Consider the following 19630-nt stretch of genomic DNA (forward strand, 5'->3'; position numbering starts at 1 on the left):
CCGGCCCAACTTCGTGGACTGCGTCATGTTCGGCGCCCGCGCCGACGCGCTGGCCCGCTACCTCACCAAGGGCACCAAGGTCGCCATCGAGGGGAAGCTGCGCTGGAGCCAGTGGCAGGACCGCCAGACGGGGCAGAACCGCTCCAAGCTCGAGGTCGTCGTGGACGAGGTCGAGTTCCTCTCCGCCCGCGGCGCCGACGGCGCGACGGGCGGCCAGCAGCGTCAGGGACGCCAGCAGCCTGTCTACGGCGCGCCCCAGGACGCCGCCGCGGCCCCCGGCGCACCTGCCGCCCCCCAACCGCAGGTTCCCCCCGTACAGACGCCGCCCTCCGCGGACGTCTATGACACGGACATCCCGTTCTAGGATTTACGAGGCGGCACTAACGCCGCCAGAGAAAGGCACAAGACATGGCTAAGCAAAGGCAAGTTGAGCAGCGCCAGCCGCGTCGCAAGTACTGCCAGTTCTGCAAGGAGGACGTCGAGTTCATCGACTACAAGGACACCCAGCTCCTTCGCAAGTACATGACCGACCGCGGCAAGATCAAGCCGCGCCGCGTCACTGGCGCCTGCACGCAGCATCAGCATGACATCGCACTCGCCATCAAGCGCGCGCGAGAGATGGCACTGCTTCCGTACACCGTCGCCGTGGTCTCCGGTCGCGGCGGCCGCAACCGCGGCTAGCGTGCAAGCAACAGGCAACTGGTCGGACTAGGTCCGACGATCAGGAGGAGTACCCATGAAAGTCATCCTTTTGGATGAGCTCAGGGGCAAGGGCGGTGAGGGCGACCTGGTAGAGGTCACCCAGGGCTATGCGGAGAACTACCTGTTCCCCAACAAGATCGCCCAGCCCGCCACCCCGGGCAACATCAAGCAGCTGGAGCAGCGTCGCAGCAATATCGAGAAGCGCGAGGAGAAGCGCATCGCCGACGCCGACGCCACGTGCGCGAAGCTCAACGACAAGTCGGTGTTCGTCGAGGCAAGGGTTGGCGAGAACAACCAGCTCTTTGGCTCGGTCACCACCAGCCAGATCGCGGACGCGATTCGCGACCAGCTCGGCGTCGAGATCGATCGCAAGCGCATCACGCGCACCGCGGCCATCAAGACCGCCGGCAGGCACGACATTGAGGTCAACCTGTACCGCGAGATCAACGCCAAGGTGAGCGTCCTTGTCGGTGCGGACGCGGGACAGGACGAGGCCCCTGCCGAGGAGGTCGAGGCCGGCGAGGCCCAGGACGCCCCCGTCGAGGACGAGGCGACCGACGCCGCCGAGGCGACCGAGTAGCGCCCCCGTCCTTGTCAACAGGGCGAAGTTTTTGAACAACGTGCCTTGTGGAGCTGAAAGCCGCACGTAAGAGGCTCGTAAACGTTCGAGGAGGGAACCTATGCCAGCAGTTTGGCGACGGTTCCCTCCCTTTTTTCGGACAATGTTCCATTCATGACGTTTACCAGGTAAAACGTCACGAACGTCCGCATCATCCCAGGTAGTTGCCCCATACAAACCCTCAATCGCCGCCCTAGGCTTGTGTGGCGCCGCATATGTTGAAAACTCGACGCTCACAAAATAGCAAAAGTTGTTGAAAACGTAGAAAAGTGACAAACTGCACGGTACGGCGTGAGACCTTTAAACAAGCGCCAGGTAGCGCGCATGGTTGACAATACGGGTACGAAGGGGTTTGGATACCCATACCCACCGGCGTCCCTGATGGCGACCCGGGCCGCTGACGACGTATGGACGGAGCGCATGAGCGACCAGTTTGCACCGTATGACGAGTATGACGCCCGCCAGGGAGCGCCCGCCCGACAGGGCTCGGTCATGCCCCACAGCCCGGCGGCCGAGAAGTCCGTGCTCACGGCCATGCTCATGATGCCCGAGGCGCTGCAGGAGTGTCTGACCTCGCTGCGCGAGGGCGACTTCTACCTCTATGCCCACAAGCTCATCTTCACCGCGGTCTCGGAGCTCTTTTCCACGGGCAAGGCCATCGACGTCATCTCGCTGGCCGACCACCTCAAGAGCCAGGGAAAGCTTGACAAGGTGGGCGGCGCCAGCTACCTCATCGACCTCAACCAGGAGAGCACCGCGCTGGTCAGCTGGCCCCATTACGTCGAGATGCTGCGCCGCGACGCGACGCTCAGGGACATCATCGTCGCCTCGTCAAAGATATCGAGCCTGGCCTTTGACGCCCCAGAGGACACCAAGGAGGTCGTTGACGAGGCCGAGAAGCTCCTCATGGGCGTCACGGACCGCGCGGTAAAGAACAGCTACGTGACGCTTTCGGCCGCCATGGAAGACCTGTACGAGGAGCTGAGCGAGGCATGCCAGAACCCCGACGGCATCCTGGGCGTGCAGACGGGCTACCCCGGCATCGACGCGCGCCTCCAGGGGCTGCGCGCCGGTCAGATGGTGGTGGTAGGCGCCCGCCCGGGCGTGGGAAAGACCTCCTTCGCCCTCAACCTGGCCGTCAACGCCGCCGCCAAGGGCGCCTCGGTGGCGTTCTTCTCCCTCGAGATGTCAAAGATGGAGATCGCCCAGCGCCTCCTCTCGGCCCAGGCGAAGATACCGCTGTCCGCCATCCGCAGCGCCCGCATCAAGGATAACCAGTGGGACCAGATCGTCCAGGCCACCTATGAGCTCTCGACTTTTGACATCATGATCGACGATACGCCCGGCACCACGGTCACCGAGATACGCGCCAAGGCCCGCCGCATGCTCAAGGGCAAGGAGCAGGGCATCGTGCTCGTTGACTACCTGCAGCTTCTGTCGCCCCCGTCGGGAAGGCGTGCCGACAGCCGCGCCACCGAGGTATCTGAGATGTCGCGCGGCATCAAGATCATGGCAAAGGACCTGGGCGTGCCCGTGGTGGCGCTCTCGCAGCTCAACCGCCAGGTCACGGACCGCAAGGGCCAGCGCCCCCAGCTCTCTGACCTGCGTGAGTCCGGCTCCATCGAGCAGGACGCCGACATCGTGATCCTGCTTGACCGCTCCATGAACGAGGAGGAGGCCGAGCGCCAGGACCGCCCCGACCTTGGCGTCACGGACTTCATCATCGCAAAGAACCGCTCCGGCCCGCTGGACATCGTGCCCCTCATGTTCCTGCCCAGCTCCACCAAGTTCGTGGAGGTGGACACCCGGCACTCCGAGTGACGGACTGCCCGCATCGCCGCCCGCTGGCGCCCGTGACGCCCGACGGGGCGGCCCAGCCTGCCACCTGAGGTTGCGACGAAGGGTGCGCCCTCAGGTGGCCGTCGCGCGCGCAGGTGGCCTATAATCGTGCCGGTAGCGGGGCGCTCGCCGCAGGGGCGACGAGGCGCACACCATATAAGGAGACAGCATGCCAGCATCAGTTTTGGTCGGCACCCAGTGGGGCGACGAGGGAAAGGGCAAGGTCACCGACCTCATCGCCGGAGACTTTGACGTGGTGTGCCGCTACGCCGGCGGCGCTAACGCCGGCCATACCGTCATCGCCAACGGCCACAAGCTGGCGCTGCACCAGGTGCCCTCGGGCGTCATGTATGACGGCGCCTTTCCCGTTATCGGCAACGGCTGCATTGTTGACCCCGAGGTGCTCCTTGGCGAGATCGACATGCTCACGGACCAGGGCATAAGCTGCGACGCCCTCAAGATCTCGGGCAACGCCCACATCGTGATGCCCTATCACAAGGACCTGGACGGCGCCCACGAGAAGAAGCTCGGCTCAAACCTCATAGGCACCACCAAGCGCGGCGTCGGGCCCACCTACATGGACAAGATGAACCGCACGGGCCTGCGCGTCCAGGACATGCTGGACGAGAAGATCTTCCGCCAGAAGCTCGAGGCGGCGCTCGCCTACACCAACCCCATCCTCGAGAAGGTCTATGAGCTGCCCACCTACACCGTGGACCAGATTTGCGAGACCTACCTGCCCTTTGCCGAGCGCATCCGCCCCTACATCGTCGAGAGCTCGCTCTTTCTCAACGAGCAGCTCGAGGACGGCAGGAACATCCTCTTTGAGGGCGCGCAGGCGACCATGCTCGACATCGACCATGGCACCTACCCCTTTGTCACGTCGTCCAACTGCACGGCGGGCGGCGCGGTGACCGGCTCGGGCGTGGGACCCACCCAGATCCAGCGCGTGCTGGGCATCGCCAAGGCCTACCTCACCCGCGTGGGGTCGGGTCCCTTCCCCACGGAGCTCTTTGACGAGGTGGGAGACAAGCTGGGCGAGGCCGGTCACGAGTACGGCGTGACCACGGGGCGCAAGCGTCGCTGCGGCTGGTACGACGCCGTGGTGGTCAACTACGCGGCGCGCGTCAACGGCCTCACCGACCTGGCCATCACCAAGCTCGACGTACTCGGCTGCCTCGACCGGATCAAGGTGTGCGTCGCCTACGAGTGCAACGGCGTCACCTATCGCACGGTCCCGGAGCACCAGAGCGTCTTCTATCACGCCAAGCCCGTCTACGAGACGCTGCCGGGCTGGAAGTGCGACATCTCGGGTGTGAGGAACTTCTACCAGCTTCCGCGCGAGGCCAAGGACTACATCGACTTCCTCGAGCAGCTGGCGGGCGTGCGGGTCTCCATCATCACCGTGGGTCCCGACCGCGAGCAGACGATCGACCGGTACTGGAACTAACGGTGCGCGCCCCCGTCCCCGCTCCCTCCACAGGTGCCGCCCGCTTTGCCATCGTCTGTGACGCGGCCTGCAACCTTGCCCCCGAGGCCCTTGCGGCTGCGGGGGTGAGGACGCTGTCCCTCTCGGCCGCGCCTCAGGGCATGCGCCGTCGTGCCGGCCTCGACGTGGAGGCGCTCGATCTGCTCTCGCGCCTTGCCCAGGCAAAGGGCGAGGACAAGGGCGTGTCGCTGGTGCCCGGCGAAGACGACCTGGTGGGCGTCCTGAATGAGCTTGCCGACGCGGGAAGCGCCAACGTCCTCGTGCTTCACGCGGCACGCGCGGGCCATGACGTCTCCGCCGTGGTCCAGCGCGCGGCCCGGCGCGTGTCGCGGGTCAACACCTGCCTCATCGAGCTGGCCTGCCCTCCCTCCCAGGTGACGCTCGTGCTCGCCCGCCTGGTCGCCGACCGGGACGGCGGGATGAGTCCCGCCCAGGCGACCCAGCGGGCCATAGAGCTGTCGCGCGCCTCTCGCCTGGCGATCATTCCCCTCAAGGACCCGGGGGCCTCCACCGCGGACACGGTGAAGCTGGCTCTGCGCAAGAAGATCCTGGGCGAGGCCAACCGCCTGCGCCTGCGCGCCACGGGCACTCGACGCATGCTCGTCTCCGACGAGAGCGGGCAGATGCGCGAGCTCTCGCGCTCCACCGAGCTCGCCCGCCTTGCTGGCAACATCGCGCGCACCATGAGCACGTACTCTCGCCAGGTGGGTCCGCTGACCTACGCGGGCCTGCGCGCCGGCGACTCGTGGCTGCTCGCCGTCATCGAGAAGCACCTTGACACCAACGAGTTTCAGAAGGAGTGCGCCGGCGTCCTTGAGGCCCACCCCGACACCCTCGCGAAGATGGGCAGCGGCGCCGCGGGCGTCGTCTACGCCCCGTCGCGGCTCCTTTCCGCCGACGAGCTGAGGGCGCTGATACAGCTTCAGGACGTCGCCGGCCCCTCGTTGACGGAGCCGGGTTCGGCGCCAGGGACGAATCCCGACGCACGGCGCCCCCGCGCCACGAGCGACTCTGGACCCAACCAGGACCCTGACCACGGACTCGACCCCAACCCAACGTCATAAGGACGGTCGCATGAGCGCAGCAGACGGCACGGTTGACATCCTCCTCGTAGGCTCCGGCGGCAGGGAGCACGCCCTGCTCACCAAGCTGGCGGCCTCACCGCGCGCGGGTAGGCTCTGGGTCGCCCCTGGCAACGGCGGCATGCTCCAGATGGCCCAGAGGGCAGACGTGGACGCGTCCGACGGCGCCGCGCTCGCCGCCTTCGCCCGCGAGAGGGGCGTGGGCCTCGTTGTCATAGGTCCCGAGGCTCCCCTGGTCGCGGGCGTGGCCGACGTCGTGCGCGCTGCCGGCATCCCGGTCTTTGGCCCCTCGGCGTCCGCCGCCCGCATGGAGGGCTCCAAGGAGTTCGCAAAGGGCGTCATGGCCCGTGCGGGCGTGCCCACGGCCGCGTGGCAGAGCTTTACGGACGAGGACGCCTGCGCGGCCCACGTCCGCTCGCTTGGGGGCCCGTGCGTGGTCAAGGCCGACGGCCTGGCGGCGGGCAAGGGCGTCATCGTCGCCCAGGACACTGCCGAGGCCCTCGCGGGCGTCCACGAGTGCTTCTCGGGCGCCTTTGGCGCGGCGGGCTCAACCGTCGTGGTGGAGGAGTTGCTTGAGGGCCCGGAGTGCTCGCTTTTGGCCCTCACGGACGGCAGGACCGTGGTGCCCCTGGCCACCTCGCAGGATCACAAGCGCGCCCTGGACGGCGACCGCGGCCCCAACACCGGCGGCATGGGCGTCTACTCTCCCGTCCCCATCCTGCTTCCCGGCGAGTTCGAGCGCATGGTCCAGATAGAGCAGCGCGTCGTTGACCAGCTGCGCGACGAAGGCGTCACGTACAGCGGCTGTCTGTACGGCGGCTTCATGCTCACCAAGGACGGTCCCAAGGTGCTGGAGTTCAACGCCCGCCTTGGCGACCCCGAGACCCAGGTCGTGCTGCCCCGCATGCGCGCCGACCTGGTTGACTGCCTGTTGGCCTGCGACGCGGGCACCCTGAGCCCCTCGATGGTGGCATGGGAGGACGACTGGGCCGTGAGCGTGGTGCTCACGAGCGCGGGATATCCCGGCTCCTACGAGAGGGGCAAGCTCATTAGGGGCATCGACGAGGCCGAGGCGCTCCCTGGCGTCACCGTGTACCACGCGGGGACGCGCCTCGACGAGAGCGGCGCCGTCCTTACCGACGGCGGGCGCGTCCTTGACGTGACGGCCGTGGCGTCGAGCTTCGAAGATGCGCGCAACAGGGCGTACGAGGCCTGCGACAAGATCAGCTTCGAGGGCAAGACCTATCGGCACGACATAGGCATCAAGGCCATCAAGGGCCGCGAGCGGCTCTAGCGGACCTGCCGGTCCCCACAGCCGACCCGCGCCAAAGGAGATTGTCATACATGAGCGAGGACACGCACGTCAGCGGTCCAAGAAGGGATTTTCTCGCAGGCGCGGAGCCCCCCTCGCTTGACGAGGAGCTGTCCCACGCCGCACAGGGCGTTCGCGCGCGCGTTGACGCCCTCACCTTTGAGGGCAACCGCCCGTCGCACGACCATCAGTCCGGCGCCCCTCTTCGCCGCAGCCTCGCGCTGGGCGACGACGACCCGCGCGACAAGGGCCTCGCCGAGCGCATCATCGGCGAGGACGTCGCGTGGAAGGGGCAGTTCTTTAACGTTGACGTGCTGCTCGACCGCCTGCCAGACGGCCGGGAGGCGCGCCGTGACGTAGTGCGCCACCCGGGCGCCGTTGGCGTGGTGGCCCTTACGGACGAGGGGCGCATCTGCCTGGTGCGACAGTACCGCGCGGCGCTCGATCGGGTGACGGTCGAGATCCCCGCCGGAAAGCTCGCGCCTGGCGAGGACCCGCTTGAGGCGGCACGGCGGGAACTTTGCGAGGAGACGGGCCTCACGGCAGGTAGGATGGCGTTTCTCACCACGCTCGTCCCGTCGGTTGGGTTCAGCGACGAGCGCATTCACCTGTACATGGCGACGGACCTCACGTTTGCGGACTCCAACCCAGACGCCGACGAGTTCATCAACGTGGACCTCGTGGAGCTGCGCGAGTTGGTCGAGGCGGTGCTCGACGGGCGCATAGAGGATGCAAAGACCGTGGTAGGTGCCCTTGTCTGCGACGCCATAGCCCACCGGATGGTACCATCTCAGAGTGGCGTGGAGCCGCAGGGGAGCGAGGGCGCCCCCAACGACCGGTAAGGTCGGCATCATCGCTCAACGAAGCGACGCGGCACCACTATACTGGTTCGCGTGCCCGCAGGCGACACCGGGCGACGCCCTTTGTGTCGCCGCGTGGTCACAGGCAGGAGAGTTGCATGGCTGGCAGAAAGAGGGCGCTGGCGCCCATCCCCAAGGGTACCCTCGACGCGCACGAGGCCGAGAGGCTCTTCGGCACGGTTGACGACACGGGCCATACCAACGAGGAGACCGCCCTTGCCCAGGACAGGCTGAGCGGCTCTCGCCGACATGGCGTCAACGTTGACCCGCTTTCCGACGCCGACCCCTCCGGCTCCACGGTCGGCCGCAAGATCACCCGCACCGCCGTCGCCTTCGTCATCGTCCTGTTCGTCGGCGTCGTCTCGCTCCAGCTGGTCACCACCCTCGTGCGTCGCGCGACCACGGCAGACCTGGCGGAGAACGTCAACATCAACACCGTGTACCAGGCCCTGGACCATGGCGTGGAATGGGGGACGGGCTTCACGCAGTTCCCGACCGACTTCAGCGTCCAGGAGGCCGACGAGAACACCCACCGCATCGAGGTCACGGTGACGGACATCTCCTCGGCGAATGCGCTCGAGTCCTTTGCGGGCTCGCAGATCCAGGCGGCGGCCTTCTCGGTCAACGCGCTGCTCAACCAAAACGTCAACACGGTGGTCTACCACGTCAACGTCTATCAGGACGATGCGGGCAAGATCAAGCAGGCCGGGCTGTTTGGCCTGCTCAAGCCTGCGGGGAGCCTCAAGACGCTCATGACCTTCACCTGGACCAAGACGACGACCGCGAGCGGCGTGCGCTTTAACTGCGCCATCTCGGGCGTGGACTCCCAGACGGCCGAGCAGCTGCACGACAGCATCACGTCGTCCATCACCCCCAACGCGATCTTCTCGAGCATCCTGGGGACCGGCGACGCGAGCGGCTCTGCCGCCCCGACCGCCGACTCCTCTGCGGGCGCAGACGCGACTTCAGAAACGCCCAGCTTAGAGGCCCAGAAGCGCTCGTAGCGAGGCCCTCGGCGGCGACTGCCACACGATGCCCCTCTGTGACGTCCCGCCGCGGCCGTGTTGAGCTGCGGCGGAACCCGGCCAGGCCGGCTAGGCGACGAGCGCAGTCACCTTGCCAAGGACGCTCTCAAAGCTCACGCCGCGCAGCTCAAAGTCAGGTTGGACCCTCGTGACCACCATGGCGTCGTGCACGAAGGCGCCGGCAAAGGCCACGGCGTCGTCAAGGTTGTGCCCCGCCATGACGGCGGCGAGTAGGGAGGACGCGTACAGGTCGCCCGTCCCGTGAAGCATGAAGGGCAAGAGCTCGCAGGCAAACGCCCGGGGTGCCCCCGCGCCCTGCGCCTCCATCAGATAGTTGCGTATCATGCCGTCGCCCCGGACGACGCCCTTGATGATGACGTTCTTGGCTCCCATCTCAAGGAGCGCCGCGCCCAGCCTCGACACCTGCTCGTCGCTGACGTCCTGGCCCTCGTAGGGAAGCCCGGTGAGGATGGACGCCTCGGTGAGGTTGGGAATTAGGAGGTCGGCGCCCGACACGAGTGTGGCCGTGGCACGGCACATGTCCTGCGTGTAGGTTGGGTAGGTGGTGCCGCCGTCGCCCATCACGGGGTCCACGACGCGCAGCGCCCCCGGGTGCTCCGCATACAGGCGCCGTATGGCGCCCACCTGCTCCGCGGAGCCCAGGAACCCCGAGTAGACGGCGTCGAGCGCCACGCCCTCCTTTGCCCAGGCGTCAAGGTACTCGTCGAGGATGGGGGTGGTGTCGTGCATGTAGAAGTGAGGGAACTTGGTGTGCGCCGAGAAGAGCGAGGTGGGCACGGGGCACACGTCGCAGCCGGCGGCGGACAGGACGGGAATGGCCACTCCCAGCGAGCATTTTCCATACCCGCACAGGTCGTGCACGGCGGCGACGCGCGGAATGTAGCCGTCCGAGCAAACGTACAGATACTGGTCCCTTGCTTCTGACATGAATGCTCCTCACATGGACTTGTGGACCGATGCTTGGCAGCAAGCATAGGCGTTGCGCGCGCGGCTGGCAACGCGTCCGGACGCGCAGGCCGCACCGTGTCGCGCGGGTAACGTTGCGGGCAACGCCGGCAAATGTGCAAAGACGCGTCAAAGAAGTGCACGTATACTGGTGCTGCACATGAGGCGAGCGAGCCCGCGCCGAGCCCGCCGCCGTCTTGTCCCGCAGGCAGAGCCCTTTGGAGGAACGCATGGCAGACAGCGAGCAGAAGCCCCTCGTGGGAATCATCATGGGATCAAAGTCGGACCTGCCGACCATGGAGGCCTGCACCAAGCAGCTCGAGGCGTTCGGCGTGCCCTATGAGCTCGTCATCGCTTCGGCCCACCGCACGCCGGACAAGGTTCACGCCTGGGCCTCGTCCGCGCGCGACCGCGGCCTCAAGGTCATCATCGCAGCCGCCGGCAAGGCGGCCCACCTGGGCGGCGTCGTCGCGGCCTTCACCCCGCTGCCCGTCGTGGGCGTTCCCATGAAGACGAGCGACCTCGGCGGCATGGACTCCCTGCTCTCCATGGTCCAGATGCCCTCGGGCGTGCCCGTCGCCTGCGTCGCCATCAACGGCGCCAAGAACGCCGCCATCTACGCGACGCAGGTCCTCGCCACCTCCGACGAGAGATACGCCCAGGCCATGGCTGACTTCAAGCGTCAGATGGCGGAGGGCTAGCGCATGGGTCAGGGCACGAGCAAGCACCTGCGCCGCGACGCCGAGCCCCCGAAGTCGCAGGGCGTGAGGCCCGCCGTGGCCGCGCCGGCGCCGTCCGCCTCGACGACGGATTCGCAGGTCTTTGCGCCGCTTCCCGCGTCGGCGCCGACCCCCGCGCCAGGCGTTGCACCTCACTCCGCCCGCAGCGCCCGCAACGTCGCCTCCACGGTGCTCATCGTGGTGGGCGTCGTGATGCTGCTCGTCGCGGCGGGCCTTTGGGGCTTCAACCAGTGGCGCTACCACGAGGTTGACGTAGAGCAGCAGAAGCTCGCCGCCTACGCCACCGTCTGGGACCAGCCCAGCCGCGCGCCCGAGGTTGACTGGGCGGGTCTCAAGGCCATCAACGACGAGGTCGTGGGCTGGCTCTACGTGCCGGGAACCACCATAAACTACGCGGTCTACCAGGCCGATGACAACGAGCGCTACCTGCGCCACTCGGCCGAGGGCAACTACCTGCTGAGCGGCCAGCTCTTCCTCGACTATCAGAACGCCGCGCCCGGCATGACGGACGCCCAGAGCATCATCTATGGCCATCACCTGCTCAACGGAACGATGTTTGAGCAGATTGCCGCCCTGGACGACCAGGCGGCCTTTGACCGGACGGACACGGTCTGGTACGTTACCGAGCAGGGTGCCTACGAGCTCGAGCCCCTGCTCATGTACTACGCGCGCGCCGACGACCAGACCGTCCGCACGTTTAGCTTCGCGTCGGACGACGAGCGCCGCGCCTACCTTCAGGGCCTGCTCGACAAGGCCGTCACCAAGCGCCCAGACGCCGCGCAGGTCGTCCAGGGCGCCAGTCACGTGCTCTCACTCGTCACCTGCAACTATTACAAGGAGTACTACACCGAGGACGGCACCAACGGCAGGAGCGTGCTCGTGTGCGTTCCCAAGGACGAGGCTGTCGTCTCGGCGCCGTCCGACTGAGAAACCACCTGAGGCACCACGCCCGCATGGCCGCCCCCGGCGGCCCGTGCGCGGGCACGAGAGGAGCAGCGGCATGGGCTCAAACGAGCAGAGGCATGTGAGCTACGCGGACGCCGGCGTTGACGTGGATGAGGGAGCCCGCGCCGTCGAGGCCATCAAAGACGCGGTGCGCTCCACCACCCGCCCCGAGGTCATAGGCGGCCTGGGAGGCTTTGGGTCGTGCTTCTCGATGGCGGGCTTCAAGGACATGGAGGACCCCGTGCTCGTCTCGGGCACGGACGGCGTCGGCACCAAGCTCGCCATCGCCCGGCTGCTGGGGCGCCATGACACCGTGGGGCAGGACCTGGTTGCCATGTGCGTGGACGACGTCGTCCCCGTCGGCGCGGAGCCGCTCTTCTTCCTCGACTACGTGGCGGTGGGCAAGCTCAAGGCGGAGCAGATGGCCCAGATCGTCGCCGGCATCGCCGAGGGGTGCCGGCGCGCGGGCTGCGCCCTCGTTGGGGGCGAGATGGCCGAGCATCCCGGCGTGATGGACCCCGCGGACTACGACCTCGCGGGCTTCGTCGTGGGCGTCGTGGACCGTCCCAAGATGCTCGGGCCCGACAAGGTCCGCCCCGGCGACGTCATCCTGGGCCTGCCCTCCAGCGGGATCCACTCCAACGGCTACTCCCTGGTGCGCAAGGTCCTCATAGAGGGAAAGACGCCGCGAGAGCTCGAGCGGCCCCTTGACGAGCTGGGAGGGGAGTCTCTGGCTGACGCCGTCATGCGTCCCACCACCATCTACGCGGGCGCCCTCGTGCGCGCCCTCAAGGCCGGCTCGCCCATTCGCGCCATGGCGCACATCACGGGCGGCGGCATCACGGAAAACCTCAACCGGGCGCTGCCTCCCTCCGTCGACGCGGTCGTTGACCGCGGCGGCGCGGCGGGATGCTCCTGGGACGACTGTCGCGCCCCCTCCTGGGACGTGCCTCCCATCATCGACTGCTGCGTTCGCGCGGCGCGGCTCACGCCCGACGAGGCCTACAAGACCTTCAACATGGGCGTGGGAATGAGCCTCGTCGTGGCCCCCCAGGACGTAAGGGCGGTGCGCTCCGCGCTTGTTGCCGAGGGGCTCTCCTCCTTCGTCATGGGAGAGTGCGTGCCGGGTTCCGGCGCGGTGACGTACCGATGAGCGCTCCCAAGCCCGCGCAGGGACCGCAGGCCGTCCCGTCCGTGCCAGCCTCTCAGCACCCGCGGCCCGCGCAGGGGTCGCCCGACCCCGCGCCCTTGCGCCTTGGCGTCCTGATCAGCGGGGGCGGCACCAATCTCCAGGCCATCATCGACCGCATCGCCGCAGGTACGCTGAACGCCCAGATTGCGATCGTCATCTCCTCGCGTCCTGGCGCCGCCGGCCTCAGGCGTGCCGAGGCCGCGGGCATCCAGACCATGAGCCTCTCCAAGGAGCTCTACGAGGACCCCCTCGTGGCCGACGAGGCCATCGCCACCGCGCTGCTTCGGGCTAAGGTTGACTACGTGATTATGGCGGGCTACATGCGCATGGTCCGCTTTCCCATCCTGCGCACGTTCAAGAACCGCGTGATCAACCTTCATCCCGCCCTGCTCCCCAGCTTCAAGGGGGCCCATGCGATCCAGGACGCCTACGACTACGGCGTCAAGGTGACGGGCGTCACCGTCCACGTTGCCGACGAGCGCTATGACTGCGGGCCCATCATTGCCCAGCGCCCCCTTGAGGTGGATGAGGGCTGGACCGTCGATGAGCTTGAGCGGCACGTCCACGATCTTGAGCACGAGCTCCTTCCCGACGTCATCCAGCTTCTGGCCGAGGGGCGCGTGAGCGTGGGCGCTGACGGCAAGGTGCGCGTCCGCCAGGGCTAGCGCCCAAGCGCCGCGCCCCACCGCCGCTCAGGACAAAAAGCAGATACATGGGCCATCGGGCAGGTCCCGCTTCCTGGCATGTGCCATAATGCAATTTGGCGTATTGTCAGAAAACTGGGGTTTAAACATGAGACGCTCTTCAGCCCGCCGTCTGATTCATCTGCTACTTATGGTTCTGGTTCCCGTTGCCGTGCTGTCCTTGCTGGTCGCGCCGGCCCTCGCCGAGGTGCTAGGCGCCTCCGATCCCGCCGCCCAGGAGCAGCTCTCCGCTCCGTCGGCGGGAGACGAGCCCGCCGCCGATGATGCCGGCATCACGGACGGCGATCCAGCGCCGTCAGACGCGCCCGCCGCGCCACACGAGGACGCACTCGAGCAGGGCCAGGTGGTAAGTGCTCCTGCTCTGCGAGCGCCCGCCCCGGCGTCGTCTTTTGACTTCAACATCAACTGGACCAACGCCGTAAGCTCGGGCGTCACAGCCTACAGCTACGACGATGCGACCGACCCCAACCACACCAACCTCATCTTTCATCCCGTAAACAACCGTGGCTCGCTCACGGCAGCAGCGTCCGTGTCGCTCAAGATCAATGCCCCTGCAAGTGAGACCTTCCCTCCCGGCAGCATCAAGATCACCGTGCCCGCAGCCCTCTATAAGGGCTGGGACGGCACGAGCAACGTGAACTACAGCATCATTCACAGCGGAACCTATTTCCCCACGCTTAAATGGCAGCTCGTTGAGGCACCTCAGACCTCCACGAGCGCCGACTTTAACTACGTGGACAACGGCGACGGCACCTTTACGGTTACCAACTACAACACCCTTGCGGGAGGCGCCCAGTTTTACTTTGAGCAGGCGTTCTCGTTCACGGCAAGCCACGTGAGGGTAGACGGGGCAGGCATCTGCCACGAATCCTACAACGCGACCCTTTCCGTTGATAAGGATGCTGACGGCACCAACGAGGTCAGCGAGACCAAGACTCTCACGACAGAGTTGCGCAACAAGAACAAGGATATGAGCGTAGCGCTCAAGCACGCCGACCTCACCCCGGACGACGGGGTCTACCTTGCTTGGCAAAACACCTGGGGAGCCAAGCCCGCTGACGCAGACCAGTACTTCTATGTGATCTGGCACGCCGATGTCACACGTCCCTGGGAAAACACTATTCCTTACACCTATATGTTCAGACAGGAGCAGCAGGACGGCGAGCTCATCGGTATCCAGCGCTACGGGTGGCAAAAGTATGGTTTTGAGCAGCCTGCCTATCTCGACAGCAAAACTGATAGCTCCTACACAGACATTACCAAGGAGGGCTGGCGCAGCTACACAGATGAGCCCAACGTGGGCATGCTCAAGCAGCTTGACCCTGAATTCAGAAAGAACAACCCGTGGTCTGAGAGTTGGCTTTGGAACAATGGTTTCGAATCCTCGAACAATATTACCCGTTTTGCTTTGCTTGAGCGCTATCCCATCTCACTGCTTGAGGAGGCCAAAGCACGCGGTGTGGACCTTCAGCACGACGGCCTTCCGGTGCACAACAAGGTCTCCGTCCAAGAGACGCAGTCCAACGGTATCACCCGCGAGAAAAAGTATGCTGAGGCAGACGCTACCGTGTACGTAAGGCCCTATGGCGGAGAGCTGGGCATTACCAAGAACTCTCGCATGTCGAGCGAGTATGACTGGTACCAGTTTGCCCAGACGTTCATCGCGCAGGGACGTGACGCCGCCCTCACGGTTCAGTCGCGGCCGACGTTCACCACGCGGGCAGCGTTTCAACCCCCGACCACGCCCACCTGGGACGCGGCAACCGAGACGTACAGCGTTACGCCCTACGTGGCCGAGGTGGAGGAGGAAACCCCTCGCGTCGTGACCACAAACAAGTTCCGAGAGCGCCGTCCTGCCAGCGAAGTGCTGCCTACGATGAGCGAGCTTGAAGATGCAGACTATAGCTACTCGTCGGTGTCCTTTGGACTCTCTGGTCAAGATGCTACGCCTGGGACCCAAGGAACATGGCAGCTTGTCTCGGGACAAGGAACCGACGGCGAAAAGCTCGGTGCCACCGATATTCTCATTCGCAAGGCCGGATCCACCAACTTTGAGCTTTTCGGTACTCTCAGCGTAAACTATACGGGCACAACGCCCACTTATACCTTCACGCCCGCCGACGGCAGCGAGCCCACCAAGGGCGCAAAGCTGACACTTCCCGACTCGGTTGTGGGACTCAAGTATCGCGTGCACAGCCAGTACTTCCGCACCTCCCTCACGGCAGCCACCACGTTGGTCCTTCACCCCACCGCACACCTCAAGGGTCTCATTGCTGCAGACATGCAGGCAGAGCAGTCCACGTCCCTCGCCACGAGCGCCTCGCTGCGCCTGTCTGAGGGCGGACAGCAGAAGAGTAGCGTTAACACGCTCTATCAGGATGCGCGCGTCGCAGCCGCACAGCTCAGAGGTCTCACCTTTACTACGTACCTTGAAAAATCGCAGCTTGACGGCACATACTTTATAGACGATGCCGCCACGGGCGTTCAGACGCGCTGGAATGATGTCTGGTTTAGAACCTACTCTTCGTTGTGGGACACGGGCTATAAGGACAAAAGCTATCTTAAGCCCTACATTCCCACGTCGGGCGTATTTTATGACCTGCTTCCCGCTGGAACCTCGGTGGACGCCTCGCAGGTACAGATGTTCATCGGCCCTTGGGGCTACGGTAGGCTCCCCAAGGACAGCTATTCCGTGCGTTTTCAGGAAAACTGGGAGGGCTCGGGCCTTACGATGATGATTGTTGAGGTCACGATACCCGACGAGATGACGGATACCGCCAGGCTGGGCAATCATGGGTCTGGACTGCGTCTTCGCTACCCGCTTGCAAACTCCTACCACAACGTGGCTGACCGCGGCAACAAGGTACTCAACACTGTTGCCTTCCACGATACGTCAGGTGCTACCAAAAAAGACCTGTCGGGGGCATTTACCAATCCCAGTTATCTTAATCGGCAGTACTACCAAGACCTCATCAAGGATGACCCCACAGAATGGGCTCTCACACAGTCCTACATTGACTATAACCCCGTCACGGTTAAGCAGTCGGGCGTCTCCAAGAAGGTTGCCAATGACCATGACAAGCTCTACGGCAACCAGACAAGTGAGTATCTAGGCAACAAGTACTCCTATCAGCTCTTCTTTGGCGCATCTAACAGTACCCGCACCGATGACCTTGTGTTCTATGACATCCTCGATAACGGCACTGCAACCGAGGCCAGCGCCTGGAGGGGCACGTTCGACTGGGTTGACCTGAGCTCCATCAAGGCAAAAGAGTCGTGGAACCACCCCGGCGAGACCTGTGCTCCTGTGGTGTACTATGCCACCAAGGTGCCTACAGCAGCTCAGATGGACATCTCCAACACGAGCATGTGGAGCACCACCGAGCCCGCCAACAAGGCCAGCATCAAGGCCATTGCTATAGACTGCACAAAGACGAACAAGGGCAACGACTTCTCGCTGAACTACGGCACTGGTGCCAGCGCATATGTGCATATGGTGGCACCTACAGACGAGACACTTGTAGGCAAGCAGGCAGTCAATCCCGTGTATGCGATGGCTCGCACCTTTGTAGGTGAGGCTGCCTCTGCAAGCGACAAGGTCGAGCCCTATGAGGCCTCTGCAAAGATCAAGCTTTTGGGCTATGACCTTGAGCTTCACAAGGCCTCCGAGCCCGCTACGGGCACCAAGGACGCGCCCACCCAGATTGACAACATCAAGGGCACGCCCGTGACCTATACGCTCACAGTTACCAACAAGGGTACAGAGCTGGCGCTCAGGGACATCGTGATAGAAGACCCCATCCCAGAGGGCCTTTCGGTGCTGCGCGACCAGATCAAGGTGACCTGCCCCGAGCTCAAGCTTAACAACGCCACCCTGACCACGGCGACCTCGGTGTCCGCCTCAGAAAAAGACGGTACGCTCAGCTTGGGCATTGGCTCTCTGCCGGCGGGCGCCACGATGACGCTCAGCATCCCCACGGCCCTCACGGACGATCTCGTGCGGTCAACGACTTTCGTCAACACGGCGCGCATCACCTCCGTCGAGGGCCACGACAAGGACATCCCCTCGGAGACCACCTATCACAAGGCAACTAAGACCTACACCCTAAACTACGTGGTCTCGCCCGACCCCGTCTACGGCACGCCAGGGGATAGCACCACACCTGCAAGTGTCAGTGACATCGAATATGACGCCACCCAGACGCTGGCAACGGCGCTCACGACCACCCAGTCGGGAGCCACCAAGGACGGCCAGGAGGTCCAGGGCTACTGGACGTTTGCGGGCTGGACGCACGAGCAGGACGGCACCGACATCATCACCACGCTCAACATCCGCAAGGACGAGACCGTCTACGGGCGCTGGGTCTTCGTTCCCACCAAGGACCTGACCGTCACTAAGACCTGGGCGGGCATCTCGCCCCAGGGCACGGCCAACCTCTTCGTAACGCTCGAGCTCCTGCGCGATGGCGTCGCCACCGGCACAACCCGGACCCTTAACGCCGCCGGAAACTGGCAGGCCACGTTTGAGGGGCTGGTGCTGTACGACGGCGCCGGCAAGGCCTACGTCTACACCGTGCGCGAGCAGGGCGAGAAGGACGGCACGCTGACGCTGGCGTCCAAGGACTTTGCCGTGACCTACGGGGCGGACGGCCGCTCCGTCACCAACAAGCTCGTCAACCCCAAGATTCAGATCAAGGGCTCCAAGGTCTGGGATGACGCCAACGACCAGGACGGCATCAGGCCCGAGAGCGTGACTGTGAGCCTGCGCGCCAACGGCAAAGACACGGGCAAGACCGCCACGCTCACGGCGACGGACTCCTGGGCCTTCTCGTTTGAGGGCCTTGACACCTATGACGGCGACGGCAAGGCCATCTCCTACAGCGTCGCGGAGACCGCGGTGCCTAAGGGCTATAGCTGCTCCGTCACGGGTTCGCAGTCCAAGGGCTTTACCATCACCAACACCCACAAGCCGGCCGAGCGCATCATCAACGTCACCAAGACTTGGGTCGATGACAACGACGGACGGAGCCTGCGTCCCTCGTCCATCACCCTGAACCTGCTGGCCGACGGCACCAAGGTCAAGTCACTGGCGCTCGTCGCCGGCCCGGACGGCAGCTGGAAGGGCAGCTTTGGCTCCGTGCGCGTAAATGCCGGCGGCAAGGCCATCACCTACACCGTCACCGAGGACGCGGTGGAGCACTACGAGGCCACGCAGCCGGCGACTGTCGAGAAGGACACCGCCTCGATCACCAACACTCTTACCGGCACCGTTACCATTCCCGTCCAGAAGAAGTGGGTGGGCCCGGCCGCCAAGAGCGTCACGATTCACCTGCTTGCCGACGGCGAGGAGGTTGACGCGGTCACGATGGACGAGGCCTCCGGCTGGCGCCACGAGTTTGCGGACCTTCCCGAGTACGTCAACGGCGTGCCCATCGACTACGCCGTGACCGAGGATCCCATCGCCGGCTATCTGACGGACGGCATCGAGGGCAGCATCCAGGAGGGCTTCACCGTCACCAACACCTATGCCCCCACGCCCACGAGCTATGAGCCCCTCGCGCGGAAGCGCATCGAGGGCCCGGCTCCCGTGACGCCCGACAATTTTGAGTTTGTCCTGAGGCCCACGGATCCGGCCTTCCCGATGCCCGCGGACGCCACGGACGGCAGCAAGGTCGTGCACGTGACGGGCGAGGGCTCCACGACGTTTGGCCAGATCACCTTCACCATGCCCGGCACCTACACCTATACGCTCACCGAGACCAAGGGTGATGCCAGCTGTGCCTACGACGACGCGACGTACACGCTCACGGTGACGGTCGAGGACATTGGTGCGGGCGTCCTCAAGGTGACCAAGAGCACGATGACGGTCACGCGCGACGGCGCGGTGCGGGACGTTGACCTGGGTTCGGCGCAGGGTGGTGCCGGCGCCGTCTTTACCAACGTCTATCCCGAGCCAAAGCCCGCCCAGGTCGCGCTTCCCAGGACCGATGACGATACCAGCCCCGCCGCAGGCTATCTTGCCGCCTGCGCGCTGGGCCTCATCGGTGGTGGGACCCTTCTTGCCCGTAGGGGGCGCCGGCACAAGAAGCGCGCGTAGGCCGGGCGGCACAAGTCAGGGTCCGGTCAACGTGGGACCGGGGCCCGCAAAGACGTGA

The 19630-nt window shown here is 65.2% G+C and carries 15 protein-coding genes; 14 read left to right on the plus strand and 1 reads right to left on the minus strand.

Going from position 1 to position 19630, the window contains the following annotated elements; all coding sequences use genetic code 11:
- The 9 genes from HMPREF2826_RS08995 to HMPREF2826_RS02410 all read left to right on the plus strand — a co-directional run.
- The coding region (locus HMPREF2826_RS08995) for a single-stranded DNA-binding protein (RefSeq protein WP_148138310.1) at positions 1–364 on the plus strand (364 nt) is incomplete at its 5' end.
- 44 nt (positions 365–408) lie between these two features.
- Complete coding sequence (gene rpsR / locus HMPREF2826_RS02375; RefSeq protein WP_058270808.1) at positions 409–681, plus strand: 30S ribosomal protein S18; 273 nt, start codon at positions 409–411, stop codon at positions 679–681.
- Positions 682–736: 55 nt separating this feature from the next.
- Positions 737–1282, plus strand: coding sequence for a 50S ribosomal protein L9 (rplI, locus tag HMPREF2826_RS02380; RefSeq protein WP_070638876.1), 546 nt, complete (start codon positions 737–739; stop codon positions 1280–1282).
- Positions 1283–1741: 459 nt separating this feature from the next.
- Positions 1742–3142, plus strand: a complete 1401-nt coding sequence (dnaB, locus tag HMPREF2826_RS02385) for a replicative DNA helicase (RefSeq protein WP_070639041.1) — start codon at positions 1742–1744, stop codon at positions 3140–3142.
- A gap of 187 nt (positions 3143–3329) precedes the next feature.
- Positions 3330–4610 (plus strand): adenylosuccinate synthase, encoded by a 1281-nt coding sequence (locus HMPREF2826_RS02390; protein ID WP_070638878.1) that lies wholly within the window; start codon positions 3330–3332, stop codon positions 4608–4610.
- Positions 4611–4612: 2 nt separating this feature from the next.
- Positions 4613–5713, plus strand: a complete 1101-nt coding sequence (locus HMPREF2826_RS02395) for a hypothetical protein (RefSeq protein WP_070638880.1) — start codon at positions 4613–4615, stop codon at positions 5711–5713.
- Between the two features lie 10 nt (positions 5714–5723).
- Complete coding sequence (gene purD / locus HMPREF2826_RS02400) at positions 5724–7025, plus strand: phosphoribosylamine--glycine ligase (RefSeq protein WP_070638882.1); 1302 nt, start codon at positions 5724–5726, stop codon at positions 7023–7025.
- A 50-nt stretch (positions 7026–7075) separates the two neighbouring features.
- Positions 7076–7885 (plus strand): NUDIX domain-containing protein, encoded by an 810-nt coding sequence (locus HMPREF2826_RS02405; protein ID WP_083307193.1) that lies wholly within the window; start codon positions 7076–7078, stop codon positions 7883–7885.
- Positions 7886–8001: 116 nt separating this feature from the next.
- Positions 8002–8907: a hypothetical protein gene (locus HMPREF2826_RS02410; protein WP_070638884.1), complete on the plus strand. Its 906-nt coding sequence runs from the start codon at positions 8002–8004 to the stop codon at positions 8905–8907.
- A 90-nt stretch (positions 8908–8997) separates the two neighbouring features.
- On the opposite strand, the gene HMPREF2826_RS02415 is transcribed toward HMPREF2826_RS02410, so the two are convergent.
- A complete protein-coding gene (locus HMPREF2826_RS02415) occupies positions 8998–9876 on the minus strand; it encodes a PfkB family carbohydrate kinase (RefSeq protein WP_070638886.1) in 879 nt (292 codons plus the stop codon).
- A gap of 248 nt (positions 9877–10124) precedes the next feature.
- On the opposite strand from HMPREF2826_RS02415, the gene purE reads away from it, so the two are divergent.
- The 5 genes from purE (at position 10125) to HMPREF2826_RS02440 (ending at position 19572) form a co-directional block, all read left to right on the plus strand.
- Entirely contained in the window at positions 10125–10595 is a 471-nt protein-coding gene (gene purE / locus HMPREF2826_RS02420; RefSeq protein ID WP_070638888.1) for a 5-(carboxyamino)imidazole ribonucleotide mutase, read from the plus strand.
- A gap of 3 nt (positions 10596–10598) precedes the next feature.
- Entirely contained in the window at positions 10599–11561 is a 963-nt protein-coding gene (locus HMPREF2826_RS02425) for a class B sortase (protein ID WP_070638890.1), read from the plus strand.
- A gap of 73 nt (positions 11562–11634) precedes the next feature.
- Positions 11635–12732 (plus strand): phosphoribosylformylglycinamidine cyclo-ligase, encoded by a 1098-nt coding sequence (purM, locus tag HMPREF2826_RS02430; RefSeq protein ID WP_070638892.1) that lies wholly within the window; start codon positions 11635–11637, stop codon positions 12730–12732.
- Positions 12729–13436 carry a phosphoribosylglycinamide formyltransferase gene (gene purN, locus HMPREF2826_RS02435; RefSeq protein WP_083307194.1) on the plus strand — a complete coding sequence of 236 codons (708 nt, stop codon included), beginning with the start codon at positions 12729–12731 and terminating at the stop codon, positions 13434–13436. Before purM ends, purN begins: the two co-directional genes overlap by 4 nt.
- Positions 13437–13563: 127 nt before the next feature.
- Positions 13564–19572 (plus strand): Cna B-type domain-containing protein, encoded by a 6009-nt coding sequence (locus tag HMPREF2826_RS02440; protein WP_168163964.1) that lies wholly within the window; start codon positions 13564–13566, stop codon positions 19570–19572.
- Positions 19573–19630: the final 58 nt, after the last annotated feature.

It is taken from the genome of Olsenella sp. HMSC062G07 (genome assembly GCF_001811895.1).
Classification (GTDB): Bacteria; Actinomycetota; Coriobacteriia; order Coriobacteriales; family Atopobiaceae; genus Olsenella_F; species Olsenella_F massiliensis.